Origin of the sequence: Blastococcus sp. TF02-09, from assembly GCF_003319105.1 — a bacterium.
Classification (GTDB): Bacteria; Actinomycetota; Actinomycetes; order Mycobacteriales; family Geodermatophilaceae; genus Blastococcus.
Genome location: NZ_QOHH01000015.1, coordinates 70,751 through 87,918 on the forward strand (window position 1 = coordinate 70,751; position 17,168 = coordinate 87,918).

General features: G+C 75.4%; 16 protein-coding genes and 2 tRNA genes. All 18 read left to right on the forward strand.

What is annotated here, in order from left to right; all coding sequences use genetic code 11:
* The first annotated feature begins 55 nt into the window (after positions 1–55).
* The 18 genes from DQ239_RS18795 to DQ239_RS18880 all read left to right on the forward strand — a co-directional run bounded on the left by DQ239_RS18795 (position 56) and on the right by DQ239_RS18880 (position 17,043).
* Entirely contained in the window at positions 56–1,267 is a 1,212-nt protein-coding gene (locus DQ239_RS18795) for an MFS transporter (protein ID WP_113835943.1), read from the forward strand.
* A 169-nt stretch (positions 1,268–1,436) separates the two neighbouring features.
* A tRNA-Ser gene (locus DQ239_RS18800) sits at positions 1,437–1,525 on the forward strand.
* 20 nt (positions 1,526–1,545) lie between these two features.
* Positions 1,546–1,618, forward strand: a tRNA-Arg gene (locus DQ239_RS18805).
* Between the two features lie 320 nt (positions 1,619–1,938).
* The gene (locus DQ239_RS18810; RefSeq protein ID WP_113835944.1) at positions 1,939–2,931 is read left to right on the forward strand and encodes a hypothetical protein; all 993 of its coding nucleotides are present in this window, start codon (positions 1,939–1,941) and stop codon (positions 2,929–2,931) included.
* A 56-nt stretch (positions 2,932–2,987) separates the two neighbouring features.
* A complete protein-coding gene (locus DQ239_RS18815; protein ID WP_113835945.1) occupies positions 2,988–3,488 on the forward strand; it encodes a MarR family transcriptional regulator in 501 nt (166 codons plus the stop codon).
* A 149-nt stretch (positions 3,489–3,637) separates the two neighbouring features.
* Positions 3,638–4,609, forward strand: coding sequence for a tripartite tricarboxylate transporter substrate binding protein (locus DQ239_RS18820; RefSeq protein WP_113835946.1), 972 nt, complete (start codon positions 3,638–3,640; stop codon positions 4,607–4,609).
* A 37-nt stretch (positions 4,610–4,646) separates the two neighbouring features.
* Positions 4,647–5,639, forward strand: coding sequence for a tripartite tricarboxylate transporter substrate binding protein (locus DQ239_RS18825; RefSeq protein ID WP_113835947.1), 993 nt, complete (start codon positions 4,647–4,649; stop codon positions 5,637–5,639).
* Between the two features lie 71 nt (positions 5,640–5,710).
* A complete protein-coding gene (locus DQ239_RS18830) occupies positions 5,711–6,154 on the forward strand; it encodes a tripartite tricarboxylate transporter TctB family protein (protein WP_113835948.1) in 444 nt (147 codons plus the stop codon).
* Between the two features lies 1 nt (position 6,155).
* Entirely contained in the window at positions 6,156–7,787 is a 1,632-nt protein-coding gene (locus tag DQ239_RS18835) for a tripartite tricarboxylate transporter permease (RefSeq protein ID WP_113835949.1), read from the forward strand.
* Between the two features lie 66 nt (positions 7,788–7,853).
* Entirely contained in the window at positions 7,854–8,519 is a 666-nt protein-coding gene (locus DQ239_RS18840; RefSeq protein WP_113835950.1) for a 3-oxoacid CoA-transferase subunit A, read from the forward strand.
* Complete coding sequence (locus DQ239_RS18845) at positions 8,519–9,196, forward strand: 3-oxoacid CoA-transferase subunit B (RefSeq protein WP_113835951.1); 678 nt, start codon at positions 8,519–8,521, stop codon at positions 9,194–9,196. The genes DQ239_RS18840 and DQ239_RS18845 overlap by 1 nt, the downstream gene beginning before the upstream one ends.
* Positions 9,197–9,261: 65 nt before the next feature.
* On the forward strand, positions 9,262–10,752 hold the full coding sequence (locus DQ239_RS18850; RefSeq protein WP_113835952.1) for an HAD-IIIA family hydrolase: 1,491 nt from the start codon (positions 9,262–9,264) through the stop codon (positions 10,750–10,752).
* Positions 10,746–11,825, forward strand: a complete 1,080-nt coding sequence (locus DQ239_RS18855; protein ID WP_233489487.1) for a glycosyltransferase family 9 protein — start codon at positions 10,746–10,748, stop codon at positions 11,823–11,825. Before DQ239_RS18850 ends, DQ239_RS18855 begins: the two co-directional genes overlap by 7 nt.
* Positions 11,822–12,802, forward strand: coding sequence for a glycosyltransferase (locus DQ239_RS18860; protein ID WP_113835953.1), 981 nt, complete (start codon positions 11,822–11,824; stop codon positions 12,800–12,802). The genes DQ239_RS18855 and DQ239_RS18860 overlap by 4 nt, the downstream gene beginning before the upstream one ends.
* Positions 12,799–14,001: a glycosyltransferase gene (locus tag DQ239_RS18865; RefSeq protein WP_113835954.1), complete on the forward strand. Its 1,203-nt coding sequence runs from the start codon at positions 12,799–12,801 to the stop codon at positions 13,999–14,001. Before DQ239_RS18860 ends, DQ239_RS18865 begins: the two co-directional genes overlap by 4 nt.
* Positions 13,998–14,708, forward strand: coding sequence for an SIS domain-containing protein (locus DQ239_RS18870; RefSeq protein ID WP_113835955.1), 711 nt, complete (start codon positions 13,998–14,000; stop codon positions 14,706–14,708). Before DQ239_RS18865 ends, DQ239_RS18870 begins: the two co-directional genes overlap by 4 nt.
* Positions 14,705–16,066: a D-glycero-beta-D-manno-heptose 1-phosphate adenylyltransferase gene (gene rfaE2 / locus DQ239_RS18875; protein ID WP_113835956.1), complete on the forward strand. Its 1,362-nt coding sequence runs from the start codon at positions 14,705–14,707 to the stop codon at positions 16,064–16,066. The genes DQ239_RS18870 and rfaE2 overlap by 4 nt, the downstream gene beginning before the upstream one ends.
* A gap of 53 nt (positions 16,067–16,119) precedes the next feature.
* Positions 16,120–17,043 carry a glycosyltransferase family 9 protein gene (locus DQ239_RS18880; protein WP_233489488.1) on the forward strand — a complete coding sequence of 308 codons (924 nt, stop codon included), beginning with the start codon at positions 16,120–16,122 and terminating at the stop codon, positions 17,041–17,043.
* Positions 17,044–17,168 lie beyond the last annotated feature (125 nt).

The window sequence follows — 17,168 nt, forward strand, 5'->3', positions numbered from 1 at the left end:
GACTTTGACCCCCTACGGATTCCTCGCCCCCCGCAAGTCTGAAACGAGCTCTGCCGTGCGTGCCTACCTGCCTGTCTGGCGGCTTCCCTCCGCACCCGTCCTGCTGCTCGCCGGGTTCGCCGGCCGGCTGCCCTCGGCCATGGTGCCCCTGGCGCTGCTGCTCATGGTGCAGCAGCAGACGGGCTCCTACGCGGTGGCCGGGCTCGCGGCGGCGACGCTGGGGGTCGCCTCGGCGGTCATGGCCCCGATCCTCGGCCGGCTCGCCGACCGCCGCGGTCCGCGTCCGGTGCTCCTGGCGCAGGCCGCCGCCTATCCGCTGCTGGTCGCGCTGCTGATCGCCGTCGTGCTCGGCGGGGCGCCGACCGCCGCGGTCGTCGCCGCCTCGGCCGGTGCCGGTGCGGCCACCCCGCTGGTCTCGGGCACCGTGCGTGCCCTGTGGTCGCGGGTCGACCCGCGCGTCCGGCCCACCGCCTACGCGCTGGACGCGACCGCCACCGAGCTGGTCTTCGTCGTCGGCCCCTCGCTGGTCGCCGCCCTCGCCGTCCTCACCTCGCCGGCCCTGGCGCTCGGCGTCGCGGGAGTGCTCGCCGTCGGCGGTGCCCTGGGCATCGCGACGTCGGCAGCCACCCGCGCCTACGTGCCGGTGGTCGGCGTCCGCTCCGGCCTGTTCTCGACCGTCCGCACGCCGGGCATGCCGCGGGTGCTGCTCAGCGGTGCCGCGCTCATGCTCGGGTTCGGTGCGCTCGAGGTCGCCGTCCCGGCCTTCGCCGACCAGATCGGGGCGCCCGGCATGTCCGGCGTCCTGCTGGCCGTGTGGGCGCTGGGGTCGACCATCGGCGGGCTGTGGTTCGGCGCCCGCGTGCTCAGCATGTCGCTGCCCCGCCAGTACCGGCTACTCCTGCTCGGCGTGACGATCGGGCTCGCCCCGCTGGCCTGGATCTCCAGCCCCTGGGCGCTGGGCGCGCTGCTCTTCCTGGGCGGGACGGCGATCGCGCCCACCCTGACCGTGCAGAACACCCTGGTTGGCTCGATGGCGCCGGTGCACGCGACCACCGAGGCCTTCACGTGGCTCTCGACCATCACCGTGGGGGCCTCGGCCATCGGCGCGGCGCTGGGCGGTGCGCTCATCGAGGGGCGCGCCGGGGTGAGCGGGAGCCTCGCGCTGGCCACCGTGGGCGCGGCGGCCGCCGTGGCGATCACCCTGGTGCCGGGGCGCCGTCCCCGCGTGGCGGCACCCGACGCCGTCCGCACGCCCGCCGTCGTCTGACCCCGCTCCTGCTCCCGAACCATGCGAACTCGTGGCCATCGGGCCGCGATGGCCACGAGTTCGCATGGTTCGGCGAGCGGGCGGTCCGGCGCGGACCCGGCCCTGTGGAGAGCGCGCTCGGGGCGCTGGTAGTCTCTCCGTCGGCGGTTTCGAGGGAACTCGGACCCCGGGAGGCTTCGCCTAGTCCGGTCTATGGCGCCGCACTGCTAATGCGGTTTGGGTTAATCCCCATCCCGGGTTCAAATCCCGGAGCCTCCGCGCACGACAACTGAACACAGGCACCCGTAGCTCAACGGATAGAGCATCTGACTACGGATCAGAAGGTTAGGGGTTCGAATCCCTTCGGGTGCACGTCTGGTTGAGACACCGAGCGGCCCCGCACTTCGACGGAAGTGCGGGGCCGCTTCGTCGTCCCGGGTCAGGGGCGGCCGCCCACGGCCGGCCGCGCTCCCGAGGTGTGTGGGGGCGGGAGGTCGGTCCTGGCGGTCTGGCCGCGTTGGTCGGTCCATCCAGCAGTGGATGGCCACTCTCTGCCGGCTCTCCCGCCCCGCCACCAACTGTGAGCCAGATCACATCTGCCGTCAAGGGGAGCCCGGGGTGCCGTACCGGGCGCCCGACGCGCCGGGGACACGCCGCCGTTCCGTGCCGGGTCCGGTAACGGGGTGGAATCGATGACCGGACGGTCTGCGGCCACCCTCGCCTGCCTGGGCCTCCTGCTACTGGCCGCCGCCGTCGCCCTGGCCGGGCCGGCCGCGGCGATCGAGGACGAGACCCATCCCGACGCCCGCGTCACCCACGGGCCGAGCTGCAGCCCCGGCGGGCTGGTGGTCGAGGTGACCGCCGGCACGGTGCCCTACGCGGTGCGGCTGACCACCACCCGCAGCCCGGACGCCGAGGACGAGGCGCTGCTCCAGCCCGCAGAGGTCGCCGAGCTGCGCACCGGCGACGTCGCCCCGGGCGAGACCATCGACGCCCGCCTCGAGTACGCCGCCCAGGACGGTTCGGGGACGACGTTCGTCGACGACCTCGACGACTACACGCTCACCCGCCCGACCGAGGAGGACTGCGCCGCGGCCACCGACCCGCCGCCGTCCCCCGCGCCGGAACCCGAGCCCGCGCCGGCCCCGGAGCCGACCACCCCGTCGGAGCACCCCGACCCGCCGTCCGGGACGCCGCCGCCGGCCACGCCCGTTCCGTCCTCCCCGGCGACGCCGTCGCCTCCGTCGCGGCCCTCCACCACCCCGCCCGCGCCGAGCTCCCCGCAGTCGCCGGCACCGGCGGCCGAGCCGTCGGCGAGCGGCACGGAGGTGCCCGCGGGCGGGACCGTCCGGATCCGCGTGGAGGGCTACCGGCCTGGCGAGCGGGTCACCATCGCGCTGCGCGACAGCGGGGAGGTCCTGGGCTCCGCCACGGCCGCCGACGACGGCGCGGTCACCGCCGAGGTGCGCATCCCCGCCTCGACCCAGGCAGGGCCGGCGGCGCTCGACGTGGTCGGCGGGGACGAGGACGCCGTCGCCGCCGTCCCCCTCCGGGTGACCGCCGCGGTGACCGACGCCCGGCCCGGCGAGGCGTCGTCGCTGCCCCTGCTCCTGGCCGCCGGCGCGCTCTCCGCCACCGGCGCCGCCCTGGTGTCGGCGACCGTGCGCAGGCGCCCCGGCCGCTGACCGGGTAACGCCGGTCCGGCGGTTTCAGCGCCCCCCGGAGCGGGGACCCCGCCCGCGTGACCCTGTCCGAGGACGCGCTCGCGCGCGGGATCCCCCGGGACCCCGCCGCTCTTCCCGGAGCCGCTCCCCGCCCCGCCGAGACGTGGCTGCGCATCGTCCAGGTGCACGACCGCATCACGCGGCGGGTCGACTCGGCCCTGCACCTCCAGCACGACCTCTCGCTCACCGGCTTCGAGGCGCTGCGCCGCATCGCCGAGTCGCCGGGCGGACGGGCCTCCATGGGGGAGGTCGCCGAGGCGGTCGGGCTGTCCCGCCCGGGGGTGACCAGCACCGTCGGCCGGCTGGTCGCCGACGGCCTCGTGCTGCGCGAGCGCGGGGACACCGACCGCAGGGTGCTGCACGCCCGGCTCACGCCGGCCGGGCGCACCCGGGTCGCCGAAGCGGCGCGCACGCACGACGAGCTGGTGGCGCACCTGCTCACCCGGCTCGGGGACGACGCCGCCGTCGTCACCGACGCCCTGGCGCGGGTGTCCGCGGCGGCCCGCTCCCGGCCCTGACGGGCCGGCCGGAGCCGGTCACCGACGGTCCGGCGTCGTTGCTGCTTCGTTACCCCTCCGACCGGTCGGCGTCGGTGACCTGTGTTTGCATGTGAGACGTAGGCCACCTCAACGGGGAGGGGGTCGACGGCCAGGGGGAGGTCGCGACGATGCGCCGTTCCGCGAGCAGCGCTCCGGTCCTCCTCCTGCTGGCGGCCGGCGGGCTCGCCGGGTGCGGGAACGGCGCCGACAGCGGGTCCGGCGACTACCCGAGCGAGGACATCCGGCTCCTGGTCCCCTACGCCGCCGGCGGACCCACCGACCTGACCACCCGCACCGTCGGCGGCTGCCTGGAGTCCGAGCTCGGCGAGACGGTGGTCGTCGAGAACCTGCCCGGCGGCTCGGGCGCGCTGGCCACCACCGAGCTCGTCGGCGCCGAACCGGACGGGTACACCCTGTCGCTCGTCACCGCCGGGACGATGGTGCTGACCCCGCTGGCCAACGAGGTCGGCTACACGGTCGAGGACATCACCCCGATCGGCGTGATGGCCGACGTCCCGTCGGTGCTGGCCGTCGGCGCGGAGTCCCCGTACGCGTCGGCGGAGGACTTCGTCGCCGCCGTCGAGGCCGAGCCCGGCAGCGTCGACGTCGGCGTCCCCGGCGCCTCGACCCCGCAGGGCATCGAGCTGCAGCGCTGGGCCGACGAACACGACGTGGAGGTCACCGTCGTCCCCTTCGACGGCAACGCGGAGATGACCGCGGCCCTGCGGGGCGGCAACGTCGACGCCGTCCTCATCAACGCGTCGCAGGACGTCACGGGGAACATCGACTCCGGCGACGTCGTCCCGCTCATCGCCTCGTCCGAGGAGCGGCTGGCCTGGCTGCCCGACGTCCCGACCTTCACCGAACTGGGCTTCGAGGGGCTGACGCTCTCGGGCTCGACCTTCGGCCTCGCCGGTCCGGCCGACCTGCCCGACGACGTCGCCGGCACGCTCGAGGACACCCTGCAGGCGTGCCTGGAGTCCGACGAGGTCCGGGAGGACATCGGCGAGCAGTACGTGCCCGAGGAGTTCGCCGGCGCGGACGGCCTCGCCCAGGTGCTCGACGAGACCCAGCAGGTCTACGAACCCATCCTCGGCTGACCACGACCACCGACCCGAGCACACGGAGGACAACCCCATGCGCACCACCCGACGGACCGCCCCCGCCCTGATCGCGGTGTCGGTTCTGGCCCTCGCCGCCTGCGGCGACGACGACGGCGGCTCCTCCGGCGGCGGCGAGGCCGCGGCGGACTACCCGACCGACGACATCAACCTCTACGTGCCCTACGCGGCGGGCGGCCCCACCGACCTCGCCGCGCGCACGATCGCCAGCTGCATGGAGGAGGAGTTCGGCCAGACGGTCGTCGTGGAGAACCGCGAAGGGGCGTCGGGCTCCATCGGCATGCAGGCGATGCTGGCCGAGGACCCCGACGGGTACACCCTCTCCCTCATCGCGGTGCCGGCATCGGCCACCAACCCGCTGCAGGGTGAGGACGTCGGGTACACCAACGACGACTACGTCCCCATCGCGGCGGTCACCGAGATCCCCTCGGTGCTGGCGGTGGGAGCGGATGCGGACTACGCCGACGCCGAGGCGTTCTTCCAGGCCGCGCAGGACGACCCCGGCGGCATCAACGTCGGCGTCCCGGGGACGACGACGTCGCAGGCCATGGAGCTCACGCGCATGGCCGAGGAGTACGACACCGAGCTCACCCTGGTGCCGTTCTCCGGCAACGCCGAGATGACCGCCGCCCTGCTCGGTGGCAACGTCGACGCCGTCTTCATCAACAGCTCCCAGGACGTGCTGTCCAACATCGAGGCCGGCGACTTCGTGCCGCTGGCCGTCAGCACCCCCGAGCCGGTGGACTACATCGACGCCCCGCCGCTGGCGGAGGTCGGCTTCCCCGAGCTGACCAACAGCGTCTCGGTGTTCGGGCTGGCGGCTCCGGCCGAGACCCCCGAGGAGGTCGTCGGCACCCTCGAGGACACCGTCAGCACCTGCCTCGAGAAGCCGGAGACGGTCGAGCAGCTCGGCGAGCAGTACGTGCCCGACGAGTTCATCGGCACCGACGCCTTCCAGGAGCGGATCGACGAGATCGTCGAGGTCTACGGCCCGATCCTGCAGGACTGATCCCTTCCGCGGGCCCGGCCGACCGCCGGGCCCGCGGACGGCCGTCCACCACCGCACCGACCAGGGGATCGATGTCCAAGCACCTGTACCGCCTAGCGCCGCTCGTCCTGCTGCTGTTCGGCGTCACCGCGATGCTGCAGGCGCGCGACCTCTCGCTGGGCGAGCTGAGCGCGCCCGGCCCCGGGCTGTGGCCGTTCATCGTCGCCAGCCTGCTCAGCCTGACCGCGCTGGTGCTGCTCGTCATCGACGACCCGGCCGACTACGAGCCGTGGACCCGGGGCACGGCCGGGATCGGGCTGGGGCTGGTCAGCCTCGCGGTCTTCATCGTGCTGTTCGAGCAGATCGGCTTCCTCGTGCCGGCGACGCTGATGCTGCTGTTCTGGCTCCGCCTCTTCGCGCGCGAGCCGTGGAAGTGGGCGGTGCCGCTGGCGGTGATCGGTGCCGTCGTCTTCCACCTCCTCTTCGCCGAGGGCCTCGGCGTGCCCTTCCCCGACGACATCGTGCTGGGAGGCTGACATGGGCATCGCCGACGGTCTCGGTGAGGGCTTCGCGGTCGCGCTGGACCCCACCAACCTGCTGTACGTCTTCCTCGGCGTGCTCATCGGCACGGTCATCGGTGTGCTCCCCGGGCTGGGCCCGACGGCCACCATCGCGCTGCTCCTGCCGCTCACCTACGAGCTCGAGCCCGTCACCTCGGTGATCCTGCTGGCCGGCATCTACTACGGGTCGATGTACGGCGGGACGATCACCTCGGTGCTGCTGCAGCTCCCCGGTGAGGCGGCCTCGGTCGTCACCACCTTCGACGGCTACCAGATGGCCAAGCAGGGCCGGGCCGGCCCGGCCCTGGGCATCGCCGCCGTCGGCTCCTTCATCGGGGGCACGATCGCGGTGGTCGGGCTGATCCTCCTCGCGCCGCCGCTGGCCGACCTCGCGGTCGAGTTCGGTGCGCCCGAGTACGTCGCGCTCACCCTCTTCGGCATCCTGCTGGTCACCTACCTCGGCACCAAGCACCCGGTGAAGGCCCTCTGCATGGCCGCGCTCGGTCTGCTGCTGGCCACGATCGGGCAGGACTCCATCACGGGCACCGGCCGGTTCACCTTCGACCAGGTCGAGCTCTTCGACGGACTGGACTTCGTCGCGGTGGCGATGGGCCTGTTCGGGGTGGGGGAGATCCTCTACAACCTCGAGAAGACCGAGAAGGCCGAGCAGATCAAGGCCCGGATCAAGAACATCTGGCCCAGCCGCCGGGACTTCCGCGATTCCTCCGGGGCCATCGCCCGCGGTTCGGTCCTCGGCTTCTTCCTGGGCGTGCTGCCCGGCGGTGGCGGCGTCATCTCCTCCCTGGCCAGCTACGGGATGGAGAAGCGGCGCGCCAAGGACCCGAGCCGGTTCGGCAAGGGCGCCATCGAAGGGGTCGCCGGACCGGAGACGGCGAACAACGCCTCGTCCACGTCGGCCTTCGTGCCGCTGCTCACCCTCGGCATCCCGCCCAACGTCGTGCTGGCGCTGATCTACGGGGCGCTGCTGATCAACGGCGTGCAGGTCGGCCCGCAGCTGATCGACACGAACCCGGAGATCTTCTGGGGCGTCATCGCGTCGATGTTCATCGGCAACCTGATGCTGCTCGCGCTCAACATCCCGCTGGTCGGCGTCTTCGTCCAGCTGCTGCGGGTGCGCGGGGGCATCCTGGCCGCCTTCGCGGTGCTGATCACGATGGCCGGCGTCTTCTCGGTCAACAACGACGTCTTCGACATGTGGGTCGTGCTGGCGTTCGGCGTCCTCGGCTGGCTGATGAAGAAGACCGGCTTTGAGCCGGGCCCGCTGGTGCTGGCCTTCGTGCTGGGCTCGATCCTGGAGACGAACTTCCGCCGGACCATGCTCACCTCGGACGGCGGGTTCGAGGTCTTCTTCACGCGGCCGCTGTCGGGCACCATCTTCGCGTTCATGGCGGTGGTGATCGTCTACAGCACCGTGATGGGGATCCGGCGGCGGCGCCGCGGCCGGCCCGCCGCTCTGTACGCCGAGCAGCTGGAGGAGATGACCCCGGGAGCCGAGGATGAGGGCGCCGCAGGGGTGGCCGCGTCCGGAGGTGCCACCTCCTCGGCCGCGGACCCGACCGATCGGCGCACCGGCGGCGACCGGCCCTGACGCGAGGCCTCGACGGGCCTGCGGCAGAGTTGGCGGCGCCGGAGCGGACGAGCGGACGGGGAACCTGTGATCGACAAGAGGGTCGGGTCGCTCGCCGAGGCGGTGGCCGACATCGAGGACGGCGCGACCGTGCTCGTCGGCGGGTTCGGGAACTCCGGCATCCCCGTGGAGCTGGTGCACGCCCTGCTCGACCAGGGCACCCGCGACCTCGTGCTGGTGACCAACAACGCCGGCAGCGGGGACTCCGACGTCGCGGCGCTGCTCCGCGAGCACCGGGTGCGCAAGATCATCTGCTCCTACCCGCGGACCACCGGCTCGATCTGGTTCGAGGAGCGCTACCGGGCCGGGGAGATCGAGCTGGAGCTGGTGCCCCAGGGCACGCTCAGCGAGCGCATGCGGGCGGCCGGCGCGGGCCTCGGCGGCTTCTTCACCCCAGCAGGAGCGGACTCGCTGCTCGCCGAGGGCAAGGAGGTGCGGGTCATCAACGGCCGCCGGCACGTCTTCGAGGAGCCGCTGCACGGCGACGTCGCGCTGATCAAGGCGCGCCGGGCCGACCGCTGGGGCAACCTCGTCTACTCCACCGCGGCGCGGAACTTCGGGCCCACGATGGCCACCGCCGCCGCCCTGACCGTCGTCCAGGTGCGGGAGTTCGTCGGGCTCGGCGAGCTGGACCCCGAGTGCATCGTGACCCCCGGCATCTTCGTGGACCGGGTCGTGGAGGTGGGCGTCTGATGAGCGGACCCCGGCTCTCCCTGACCGACATGGCCCGGCGGGTGGCCCGCGACATCCCCAGCGGCGCCTACGTCAACCTCGGCATCGGCATGCCCACGCTGGTCGGCGACGTCGTCTCGCCCGAGAAGGAGATCGTCTACCACTCGGAGAACGGGATCCTCGGGATGGGCCCGGCGCCCGCGCCGGGGGAGGGCGACCCCGAGCTCATCAACGCCGGCAAGCAGCCGGTGACCCTCGTGCCCGGCGGCTCGTTCTTCCACCACACCGACTCGTTCATGATGATGCGCGGCGGCCACATCGACGTGACGGTGCTCGGCGCCTTCCAGGTCTCGGAGACCGGCGACCTGGCCAACTGGGCCACCGACGAGGTGGGGTACCCGCCGGCGGTCGGCGGAGCGATGGACCTCGCGGTGGGCGCCAAGCGGGTGCTCGTGCTCATGACGCACACCACCAAGGACGGCCGGCCCAAGATCCTCCCGGCGTGCACGTTCCCGCTCACCGCGGCCGCGGTCGTCGACCGGATCTACACCGAGCTGGCGGTCATCGACGTGACCGCCGACGGGCTCGTCGTGCGCGAGATCGTCGCCGGCCTGGAGCGCGCGGAGCTGCAGGAACGCACTGGCGCCCAACTCCGGTTCGCCGACGACGTGGTGGAGCTGGTGCCCGGAGCGGTCTGACCGCCGGGCGGAGAACTTCAAGCCCGTAGTGTTTCTGCCCGATCCGGGCCGGGCACGAGCCGACCATGCTCGCGGAGTGCACGGTCGTCGTGCCCACGATCGGGCGGCCGTCGCTCGACGTGCTCCTCGACGCGCTCGCGACCGCCCCGGGCCCGCGACCGGCCGAGCTGGTCCTCGTCGACGACCGCCCGACGGGCGAGCCCCTCCGCCCGGAGCGCCCGGGCCTGCCGCCCGTCCGCGTGGTCCGCACCGGCGGCGGCGGCCCCGCCCGCGCCCGCAACCTGGGCTGGCGCAGCGCCCGGACGACCTGGATCGCCTTCCTCGACGACGACGTCGTCCCCGACGCGGACTGGTACGAGCGGCTCGAGCGCGACCTCGCCGACCTCCCCGCCGACGTCGCCGGCAGCCAGGGCCGGGTGCGCGTGCCCCTGCCGGAGGACCGGGCGGCCACCGACTGGGAGCGGGGCACCGCGGGCCTGGCCACCTCCAGCTGGATCACCGCCGACCTCGCCTACCGCCGGGCGGCGCTCGCGGCGGTGGGTGGCTTCGACGAGCGCTTCCCCCGCGCCTTCCGCGAGGACTCCGACCTGGCGCTGCGGATCATGGACACCGGTGCCCGGCTGGTCCGCGGCGAGCGCTGGATCACCCATCCGGTGCGGCCCACCGACCGCTGGGTGAGCGTGCGCGTGCAGGCCGGCAACGCCGACGACGTCCTCATGCGGCGCCTGCACGGCCCCGACTGGCGCCGCCGGGCCGACGCCGCGCTGGGCCGGCGGCCCCGGCACACCGCGGTCACCGCCGCCGCCCTCGCCGCGGTCGGGCTGGCCGTCGCCCGGCGTCCGCGGGCGGCCGCGCTCGCCGCGGCGGGCTGGCTCGCCGGCACCGCGGAGTTCGCCTGGGCGCGGATCGCGCCCGGGCCGCGCACCCGCGACGAGATCACCACGATGCTGGTCACGAGCGCCGCCATCCCGCCGCTGGCGACCTGGCACTGGCTGCGCGGGGTGGTCCGCCACGTCGGCGTCCGCCCCTGGAAGGGCCTGCCGGACCTGGTGCTCTTCGACCGCGACGGCACCCTCGTGCGCGACTACCCCTACAACGGCGACCCGGCCCTGGTGACGCCGGTGCCCGGGGCGCGCGAGGCGGTCGACGCGCTGCGGGCCCGCGGGGTCAAGGTCGGGGTGGTGAGCAACCAGTCGGGTGTGGCCCGCGGTCTCATCACCCGCGCGCAGGTCGACGCGTGCATGGCCCGGCTCGAGGAGCTGCTCGGCCCCTTCGACACGCTCCAGGTCTGCCCGCACGGCCCCGACGACGGCTGCACCTGCCGCAAGCCGGCGCCGGGCATGGTCAAGGCGGCGTGCGCCGAGCTCGGCGTCGATCCGGCCCGCTGCGTGGTCATCGGCGACATCGGCGCCGACGTCGAGGCGGCCGAGGCGGCCGGCGCGGTCGGGATCATGGTGCCGACGCCGGTGACGCGGGCCGAGGAGGTCGCGGCGTCGACGTGGGCGCTGGACGACCTGGCCGAGGCCGTCGACGTCGTCCTGGGCGGCCGGTGGTGACTCGCGCCCGCACCGTCCTCGTCGCCCGGCTGGACAACGCCGGCGACGTCCTCCTGCAGGGGCCGATGGTGCGCGCGCTGGCCCACGGCGCCGAGCGCGTGGTGTTCCTCGCTGGGCCCGCCGGCGCCGCCGCCGCGGAGCTGCTGCCGGGGGTCGACGAGGTGTGGACCTGGGCGTGCCCGTGGATCCTCGGCGACCCGCCGCCCGTGGACGCCGACGACCTCGCCGTGCTCACCGACCGGGTGCGGGCGCTGGCGCCCGACGAGGCGGTCGTCTCCACGTCGTTCCACCAGTCGCCGCTGCCCCTGGCGCTGCTGCTGCGGAGCGCGGGCGTGCCCCGCATCTCGGCGATCAGCGTCGACTACCCCGGCGCGCTGCTCGACGTCCGCCACCGGGTGGACGACGACCTGCCCGAGCCGGAGCGGGCGCTGTCGCTGGCCCGCGCGGCCGGCTTCGACCTCCCGCCGGGCGACGACGGCCGGCTCGACGTCCGCCGCCCCCTGCCGGCCCCGCGGCTGGAGCCGGGGTACGTGGTGGTGCACCCCGGCGCCTCGGTGCCGGCGCGCGCCTGGCCCGCGCAGCGGTGCGCCGAGGCGGTCGAAGCGCTCGCGGACGCCGGCCACCGGGTGCTGGTCACCGGCGGCCCGGCCGAGCGCGAGCTCACCGCCGCCGTCGCCGGCACCCGCGGCGTCGACCTGGGCGGGGCGACGACGCTCGCCGAGATGGCCGGGCTGCTCGACGGCGCCGCCGCGGTCGTCGTCGGCAACACCGGGCCGGCGCACCTGGCCGCCGCGGTGGGGACGCCGGTCGTCTCGCTGTTCGCCCCCGTCGTCCCCGCGGCCCGCTGGGCGCCCTACGGCGTGCCCACGGTGCTGCTCGGCGACCAGTCCGCCCCCTGCCGCGGCACCCGGGCACGCGAGTGCCCCGTGCCCGGCCACCCCTGTCTCACCTCGGTGACGGCGCACGACGTCGTCGCCGCGGTCGAGGAACTCGTCGCGGTCCAGCAGCCGGCCGTCGCCCCACCCCGCGCCGCACGTCGAGAGGCGGCGGCGACAACCCAGGGGGCACCGTGAAGGTCCTGGTCTGGCACGTGCACGGCTCCTGGACGACCGCGTTCGTCCAGGGCGGGCACGAGTACCTCATCCCCGTCGTCGAGGGGCGCGGTCCCGACGGGCTGGGCCGCGCCCGCACCTGGGACTGGCCGGCCGCCGCCCGCGAGGTCCCCCCGGAGCAGCTGCGCGAGGAGCCGCCCGACGTCGTCGTCCTGCAGCGCACCCGCGACCTGGACCTGGTCCGCGAGTGGCTCGGCGCCGAACCCGGGCGCGACCTGCCCGCGGTCTTCCTCGAGCACAACGCGCCCGGCCTGGAGCCCGACGACGGCCCGGTGCCGCACACCCGCCACCCGATGGCCGAGCGCAGCGACATCCCGATCGCCCACGTCACGCACTTCAACCGGCTCTTCTACGACAACGGCCGCGCGCCCACCACGGTGATCGAGCACGGCATCGTCGACCCGGGGGAGCGCTGGACCGGCGAGCTGGCGCGCGCCGCCGTCGTCACCAACGAGCCGGTGCGCCGGGGCCGCACCGTCGGCGCGGACCTGCTCCCCGGCCTCGCCGAGGTCGCGCCGGTCGACGTCTTCGGCATGGGCCTGACCGGCCTGCACGAGGCGTACGGCCTGGACCCCGACCGGGTCGCGCTCTTCGACGACCCGCCGCAGGCCGCCATGCACGCGGAGCTCGCCCGCCGCCGCGTGTACGTGCACCCGGTGCGCTGGACCTCGCTGGGCCTGTCGCTGCTGGAGGCCATGCACCTGGGCATGCCGGTGGTCGCGCTGGCCACCACCGAGGTGGTCGAGGCCGTGCCGCCCGAGGCCGGGGTGATCAGCACCCGCCCCGAGCGGCTGTGGGCGGCGGTGCGGGACCTCCTGCACGACGACGACGCCGCCCGGCTCGCCGGCAAAGCGGCCCGCGCCGTAGCGCTCGAGCGCTACGGGCTGGCCCGCTTCCTGGCCGACTGGGACGCACTCCTGGAAGAGGTGACCCGATGAAGGTCGACCTGGTGTCCGAGCACGCCAGCCCCCTGGCCGCCATCGGCGGTGTCGACGCCGGCGGGCAGAACGTGCACGTCGCCGCGCTGGCCGCGGGCCTGGCGCAGCGCGGGCACGAGGTCACGGTGCACACCCGCCGGGACGACGCGTCGCTGCCCGAGCGGGTCGTCCTCCAGGACGGGTACGAGGTGGCGCACGTGCCCGCCGGGCCGGCGCGCGAGCTGCCCAAGGACGAGCTGCTCCGGCACATGCCCGAGTTCGCGAGCAACCTCCGCCGCACGTGGGCCCGGCACGCCCCCGACCTGGTCCACGCGCACTTCTGGATGAGCGGGCTGGCCTCCGTGGCGGCCGCCGGGGAGATCCCGGTGCTGCAGACCTTCCACGCCCTCGGCTCGGTCAAGCGCCGCCACCAGGGGGACGCCGACACCTCGCCGCCCAACCGGATCGAGCTGGAGCGCTCGCTGTGCCGCAGCGTCGCCCACGTCGTGGCCACCTGCACCGACGAGGTCTTCGAGCTGCGCCGGCTGGGGCTGACCACCGACCGCGTCTCGATCGTGCCCTGCGGCGTCGACACCGCGGTGTTCACGCCGGACGGCCCGGTGGCACCGCGGGGGGAGCGCGCCCGGCTGCTCGTGCTGGGCCGGCTGGTCGAGCGCAAGGGCCAGGACGACGCGGTGCGGGCGCTGCGCGCGGTGCCCGACGCCGAGCTGGTCGTCGTCGGCGGGCCCGCGCCCGACCGCGTCGACGCCGACCCCGAGGTGCGCCGGCTGCGCGGCATCGCCGCCGAGGCGGGGGTGGCCGACCGGCTGGTCTTCGCCGGCTCCGTGCCGCGTGCCGACGTCCCGGCCTGGGTGCGCTCGGCCGACGTCGTCCTCGCGGTGCCCTGGTACGAGCCGTTCGGCATCACGCCCCTGGAGGCCATGGCGTGCGGCCGGCCGGTGGTGGCCACCGCCGTCGGCGGGCTGCAGGACAGCGTGGTCGACGGCGTCACCGGCGACCTGGTGCCGCCGCGCGACCCGGAGCGCCTCGGCGAGGTGCTCGCCGCCCTGCTCGCCGACGACGACCGCCGCGCGGCGTACGGCGCCGCCGGGGTCGAGCGGGCCCGCGACCGCTACCGGTGGAGCCGCGTCGTGGCCGACACCGATTCCGTCTACCGGCAGGTGCTCGCCAGCCGCCGTCCCGTGGAGATCGCCCGATGAGCGTCAGCCCGCACTCCTTCTTCGAGAACGTGGTCGCGCAGGACCCGGCGCCAGGTGCACAGCGCGACGTTCCCGACGCCGGTACCTGCACCCATCTCACCGGCGCCGACCACGTGGCCTCGCTGACCGCCGCGCTGGGGTCGCTGAACGGCCAGCTCGACGTGCTGGACGAGTGGGGCCGGCTGCTGGCCGGCGTCCTGACCGGGGAGGGCCGGGGGCGGCTGCTGGCGGCCGGCAACGGGGGCAGCGCCGCGCAGGCGCAGCACCTCACCGCCGAGCTGGTCGGCCGCTACCGGGCCGACCGGCCGCCGTTCTCCGCCATCTGCCTGACCGCCGAGACGTCGTCCCTGACCGCGATCGCCAACGACTACCCGGCCGACGAGCTGTTCGCCCGGCAGGTCGAGGCGCACGGCCGCTCCGGCGACGTGCTGATCCTGCTGTCCACGTCGGGCCGCTCCCCGAACGCCGTCGCCGCCGCTCGCCGCGCCCGCGAGTGCGGCATCACCACCCTGGCGATGACCGGCCCGGCGCCGAACCCGCTGGCCGCCGTGGCCGACGACGCGGTCTGCATCGACTCCCCGTGGACGGCGACGGTGCAGGAGTGCCACCTCGTCGCGCTGCACCTGGTCTGCGCGGCGTTCGACGCCGCCGTGCTGGCCGAGCCCGCCCGCGTGCCGACCCGCCCCTCGCTCGGGACGGCCCGATGAGCCGGCCGCTGGTGGTCGTGGGCGACGCGCTGCTCGACGTCGACCTCGTCGGGAGCGCCTCGCGGCTGACCCCCGACGCGCCGGTGCCCGTCGTGGAGGACGTCGAGCGGCGGGAACGGCCCGGCGGCGCCGCCCTGGCCGCGGTGATCGCGGCCGGCGCCACCTCCCGCGAGGTCGTCCTCGTGACGCCCCTGGACTCCGACGACGGCGCCGACCGCCTGCGCGAGCTGCTCCGGGGCCGCGTGCGGCTGATCCCGATCCCGGCCGGCGGCGGCACCGCGGTCAAGCAGCGCATCCGCGTGGGCGACCACTCCGTCGCCCGGCTGGACAGCGGCGCGCCCGTGGCCACGCTGGGCGCGCTGCCCGCCGAGGCCGCCGAGGCGATCCGCGACGCCGCGGCCGTGCTCGTGGCCGACTACGGCCGCGGCACGACCGCCGACCCGGGCGTCCGGGAGGCGCTCGCCGCCGCCCGCGGCCCGGTGGTCTGGGACCCGCACCCCCGCGGCGCGGAGCCGGTGCGCGGCATCCGGCTGGTCACGCCCAACGCCGCCGAGGCCGCGCGGGTGGTCCCGGACGTGGGAGGCGACGGGCTCGCCGCCGTCGGGGCCCGCGCCGAGGCGCTGATCGAGCGGTGGGGCGTGGGCGCGGTCGCGGTGACCATGGGCGCCCGCGGCGCGCTGCTGTCCTACGGCCCGGGCGCGCCGATGGTCGTGCCCGCCGTGCCGGTGACCGGCGGCGACCCGTGCGGCGCCGGTGACTCCTTCGCCGCCGCTGCGGCGCTGGCGCTCGCCGGCGGTGCGGTGACGGGGGAGGCGGTGTCGTCGGCCGTGGCCTTCGCCGGGGCGTTCGTGGCGCGGGGCGGGGCGACGGCGTGGGACGTGCCCGCCGAGGCGCCGGACGCGGTGGCCGAGCCCGGTGCCGAGGGGGTGATCGCCCGCGTGCGGGCCGCCGGCGGCACCGTCGTCGCCACCGGGGGCTGCTTCGACCTGCTGCACCCCGGCCACGTGGCGACGCTGCGGGCCGCGCGCGGGCTGGGCGACTGCCTGGTCGTGTGCATCAACTCCGACGAGTCCGTCCGCCGGCTCAAGGGGCCCACCCGCCCGCTGACCAGCGCACCCGACCGGGCCCGGGTGCTCGAGGCGCTGGAGTTCGTCGACGCCGTCGTCGTGTTCGAGGAGGACACCCCCTCGGCGGTGCTGGAGCGGCTGCGGCCCGACGTGTGGGCGAAGGGCGGGGACTACGCGGGCGCCGACCTGCCCGAGGCCGCCGTCCTGCGGTCGTGGGGCGGGCAGGCCGTCGTCCTGCCCTACCTGGACGGCCACTCGACCACCGCCCTGGTCGAGCGCTCCCGAGTGTGAGCGCCTCTGCGTCACCTCTGCTTCTCCGCGGAGAAGCAGAGACTCCGACGGCGGTGGTGCTGCGGCCGCTCGGGCTGGGGGACCTGCTGACCGGCGTGCCCGCGATCCGTGCGGTGCGGGCCGCCGTCCCCGGCCACCGGCTGGTGCTGGCGACGACGTCGGCGCTGGCGCCGCTGGCCGGGCTGGTCGACGCCGTCGACGAGGTGCTGCCCGCCCGCGAGCTCGAGCCGCTGGACTGGTCCGGCCCCGCGCCCGAGCTCGCCGTCGACCTGCACGGGAAGGGCCCCGCCTCGCACGTGGTGGTGGCCGACCTGGCGCCGGCGCGGCTGCTCACCTTCGACAGCCCGGGCTACCCCGGCCCGACCTGGTACCCCGACGAGCACGAGGTGAGGCGCTGGTGCCGGCTGGTCGCCGAGGGGCTGGGCGTGGCGGCCGACCCGGACGCCCTCGACCTCGCCGTCCCGCCGGTGCCGCCCCCGGTGCGGGGCGCCGCCGTCGTCCACCCCGGTGCGGCGTACCAGGGCCGGCGCTGGCCGGCCGCCCGGTTCGCCGCGGTCGCGCGGCAGCTGGCCGGGGACGGGCACGACGTGCGCATCACCGGCGGGCCGGCGGAGGTGGAGCTGGCGCGGTCGGTGGCCGACGCCGCCGGGCTGGGCGACGACGTCGTGCTGGCCGGCCGCACCACGTCGACGGAGCTGGCCGCCGTGGTCGCGGCCGCCGCGCTGGTCGTCTGCGGCGACACCGGCGTCGCCCACCTCGCGACCGCCTACCGCCGTCCCTCGGTGGTGCTCTTCGGGCCCGTGTCACCCGCGCTGTGGGGGCCGCCGGCCCGCTCGACGCCGGACGGCGGGGTGCTGCACCGCGTGCTGTGGCACGGCGACGGCGACGGCGACCCGTGGGGCACCGAGCTCGACCCCGCGCTCGAGAAGATCACCGTCGACGAGGTCCTCGCCGCCGTCCCTGCTTTTCCGCGGTAAAGCGGGCCTCGGGTTCAAGGGGTCGATGCAACACCCCAGCAGATCGGGGTGGTGTCGATGGGGCGTCCGCGGATGCCGAGGGAGATCGAGCGCAGGTTCTGGCGGTTGATCGCCCAGGGTTGGTC

Bases quoted from the DNA above. Each gene is read 5' to 3' on its own strand.
- rfaE2 (WP_113835956.1), top strand. From the start codon at position 14,705: ATGAGCCGGCCGCTGGTGGTCGTGGGCGACGCGCTGCTCGACGTCGAC.
- DQ239_RS18850 (WP_113835952.1), top strand. From the start codon at position 9,262: ATGCTCGCGGAGTGCACGGTCGTCGTGCCCACGATCGGGCGGCCGTCG.
- DQ239_RS18830 (WP_113835948.1), top strand. From the start codon at position 5,711: ATGTCCAAGCACCTGTACCGCCTAGCGCCGCTCGTCCTGCTGCTGTTC.
- DQ239_RS18865 (WP_113835954.1), top strand. From the start codon at position 12,799: ATGAAGGTCGACCTGGTGTCCGAGCACGCCAGCCCCCTGGCCGCCATC.
- DQ239_RS18810 (WP_113835944.1), top strand. From the start codon at position 1,939: ATGACCGGACGGTCTGCGGCCACCCTCGCCTGCCTGGGCCTCCTGCTA.
- DQ239_RS18835 (WP_113835949.1), top strand. From the start codon at position 6,156: ATGGGCATCGCCGACGGTCTCGGTGAGGGCTTCGCGGTCGCGCTGGAC.
- DQ239_RS18870 (WP_113835955.1), top strand. From the start codon at position 13,998: ATGAGCGTCAGCCCGCACTCCTTCTTCGAGAACGTGGTCGCGCAGGAC.
- DQ239_RS18845 (WP_113835951.1), top strand. From the start codon at position 8,519: ATGAGCGGACCCCGGCTCTCCCTGACCGACATGGCCCGGCGGGTGGCC.
- DQ239_RS18825 (WP_113835947.1), top strand. From the start codon at position 4,647: ATGCGCACCACCCGACGGACCGCCCCCGCCCTGATCGCGGTGTCGGTT.
- DQ239_RS18820 (WP_113835946.1), top strand. From the start codon at position 3,638: ATGCGCCGTTCCGCGAGCAGCGCTCCGGTCCTCCTCCTGCTGGCGGCC.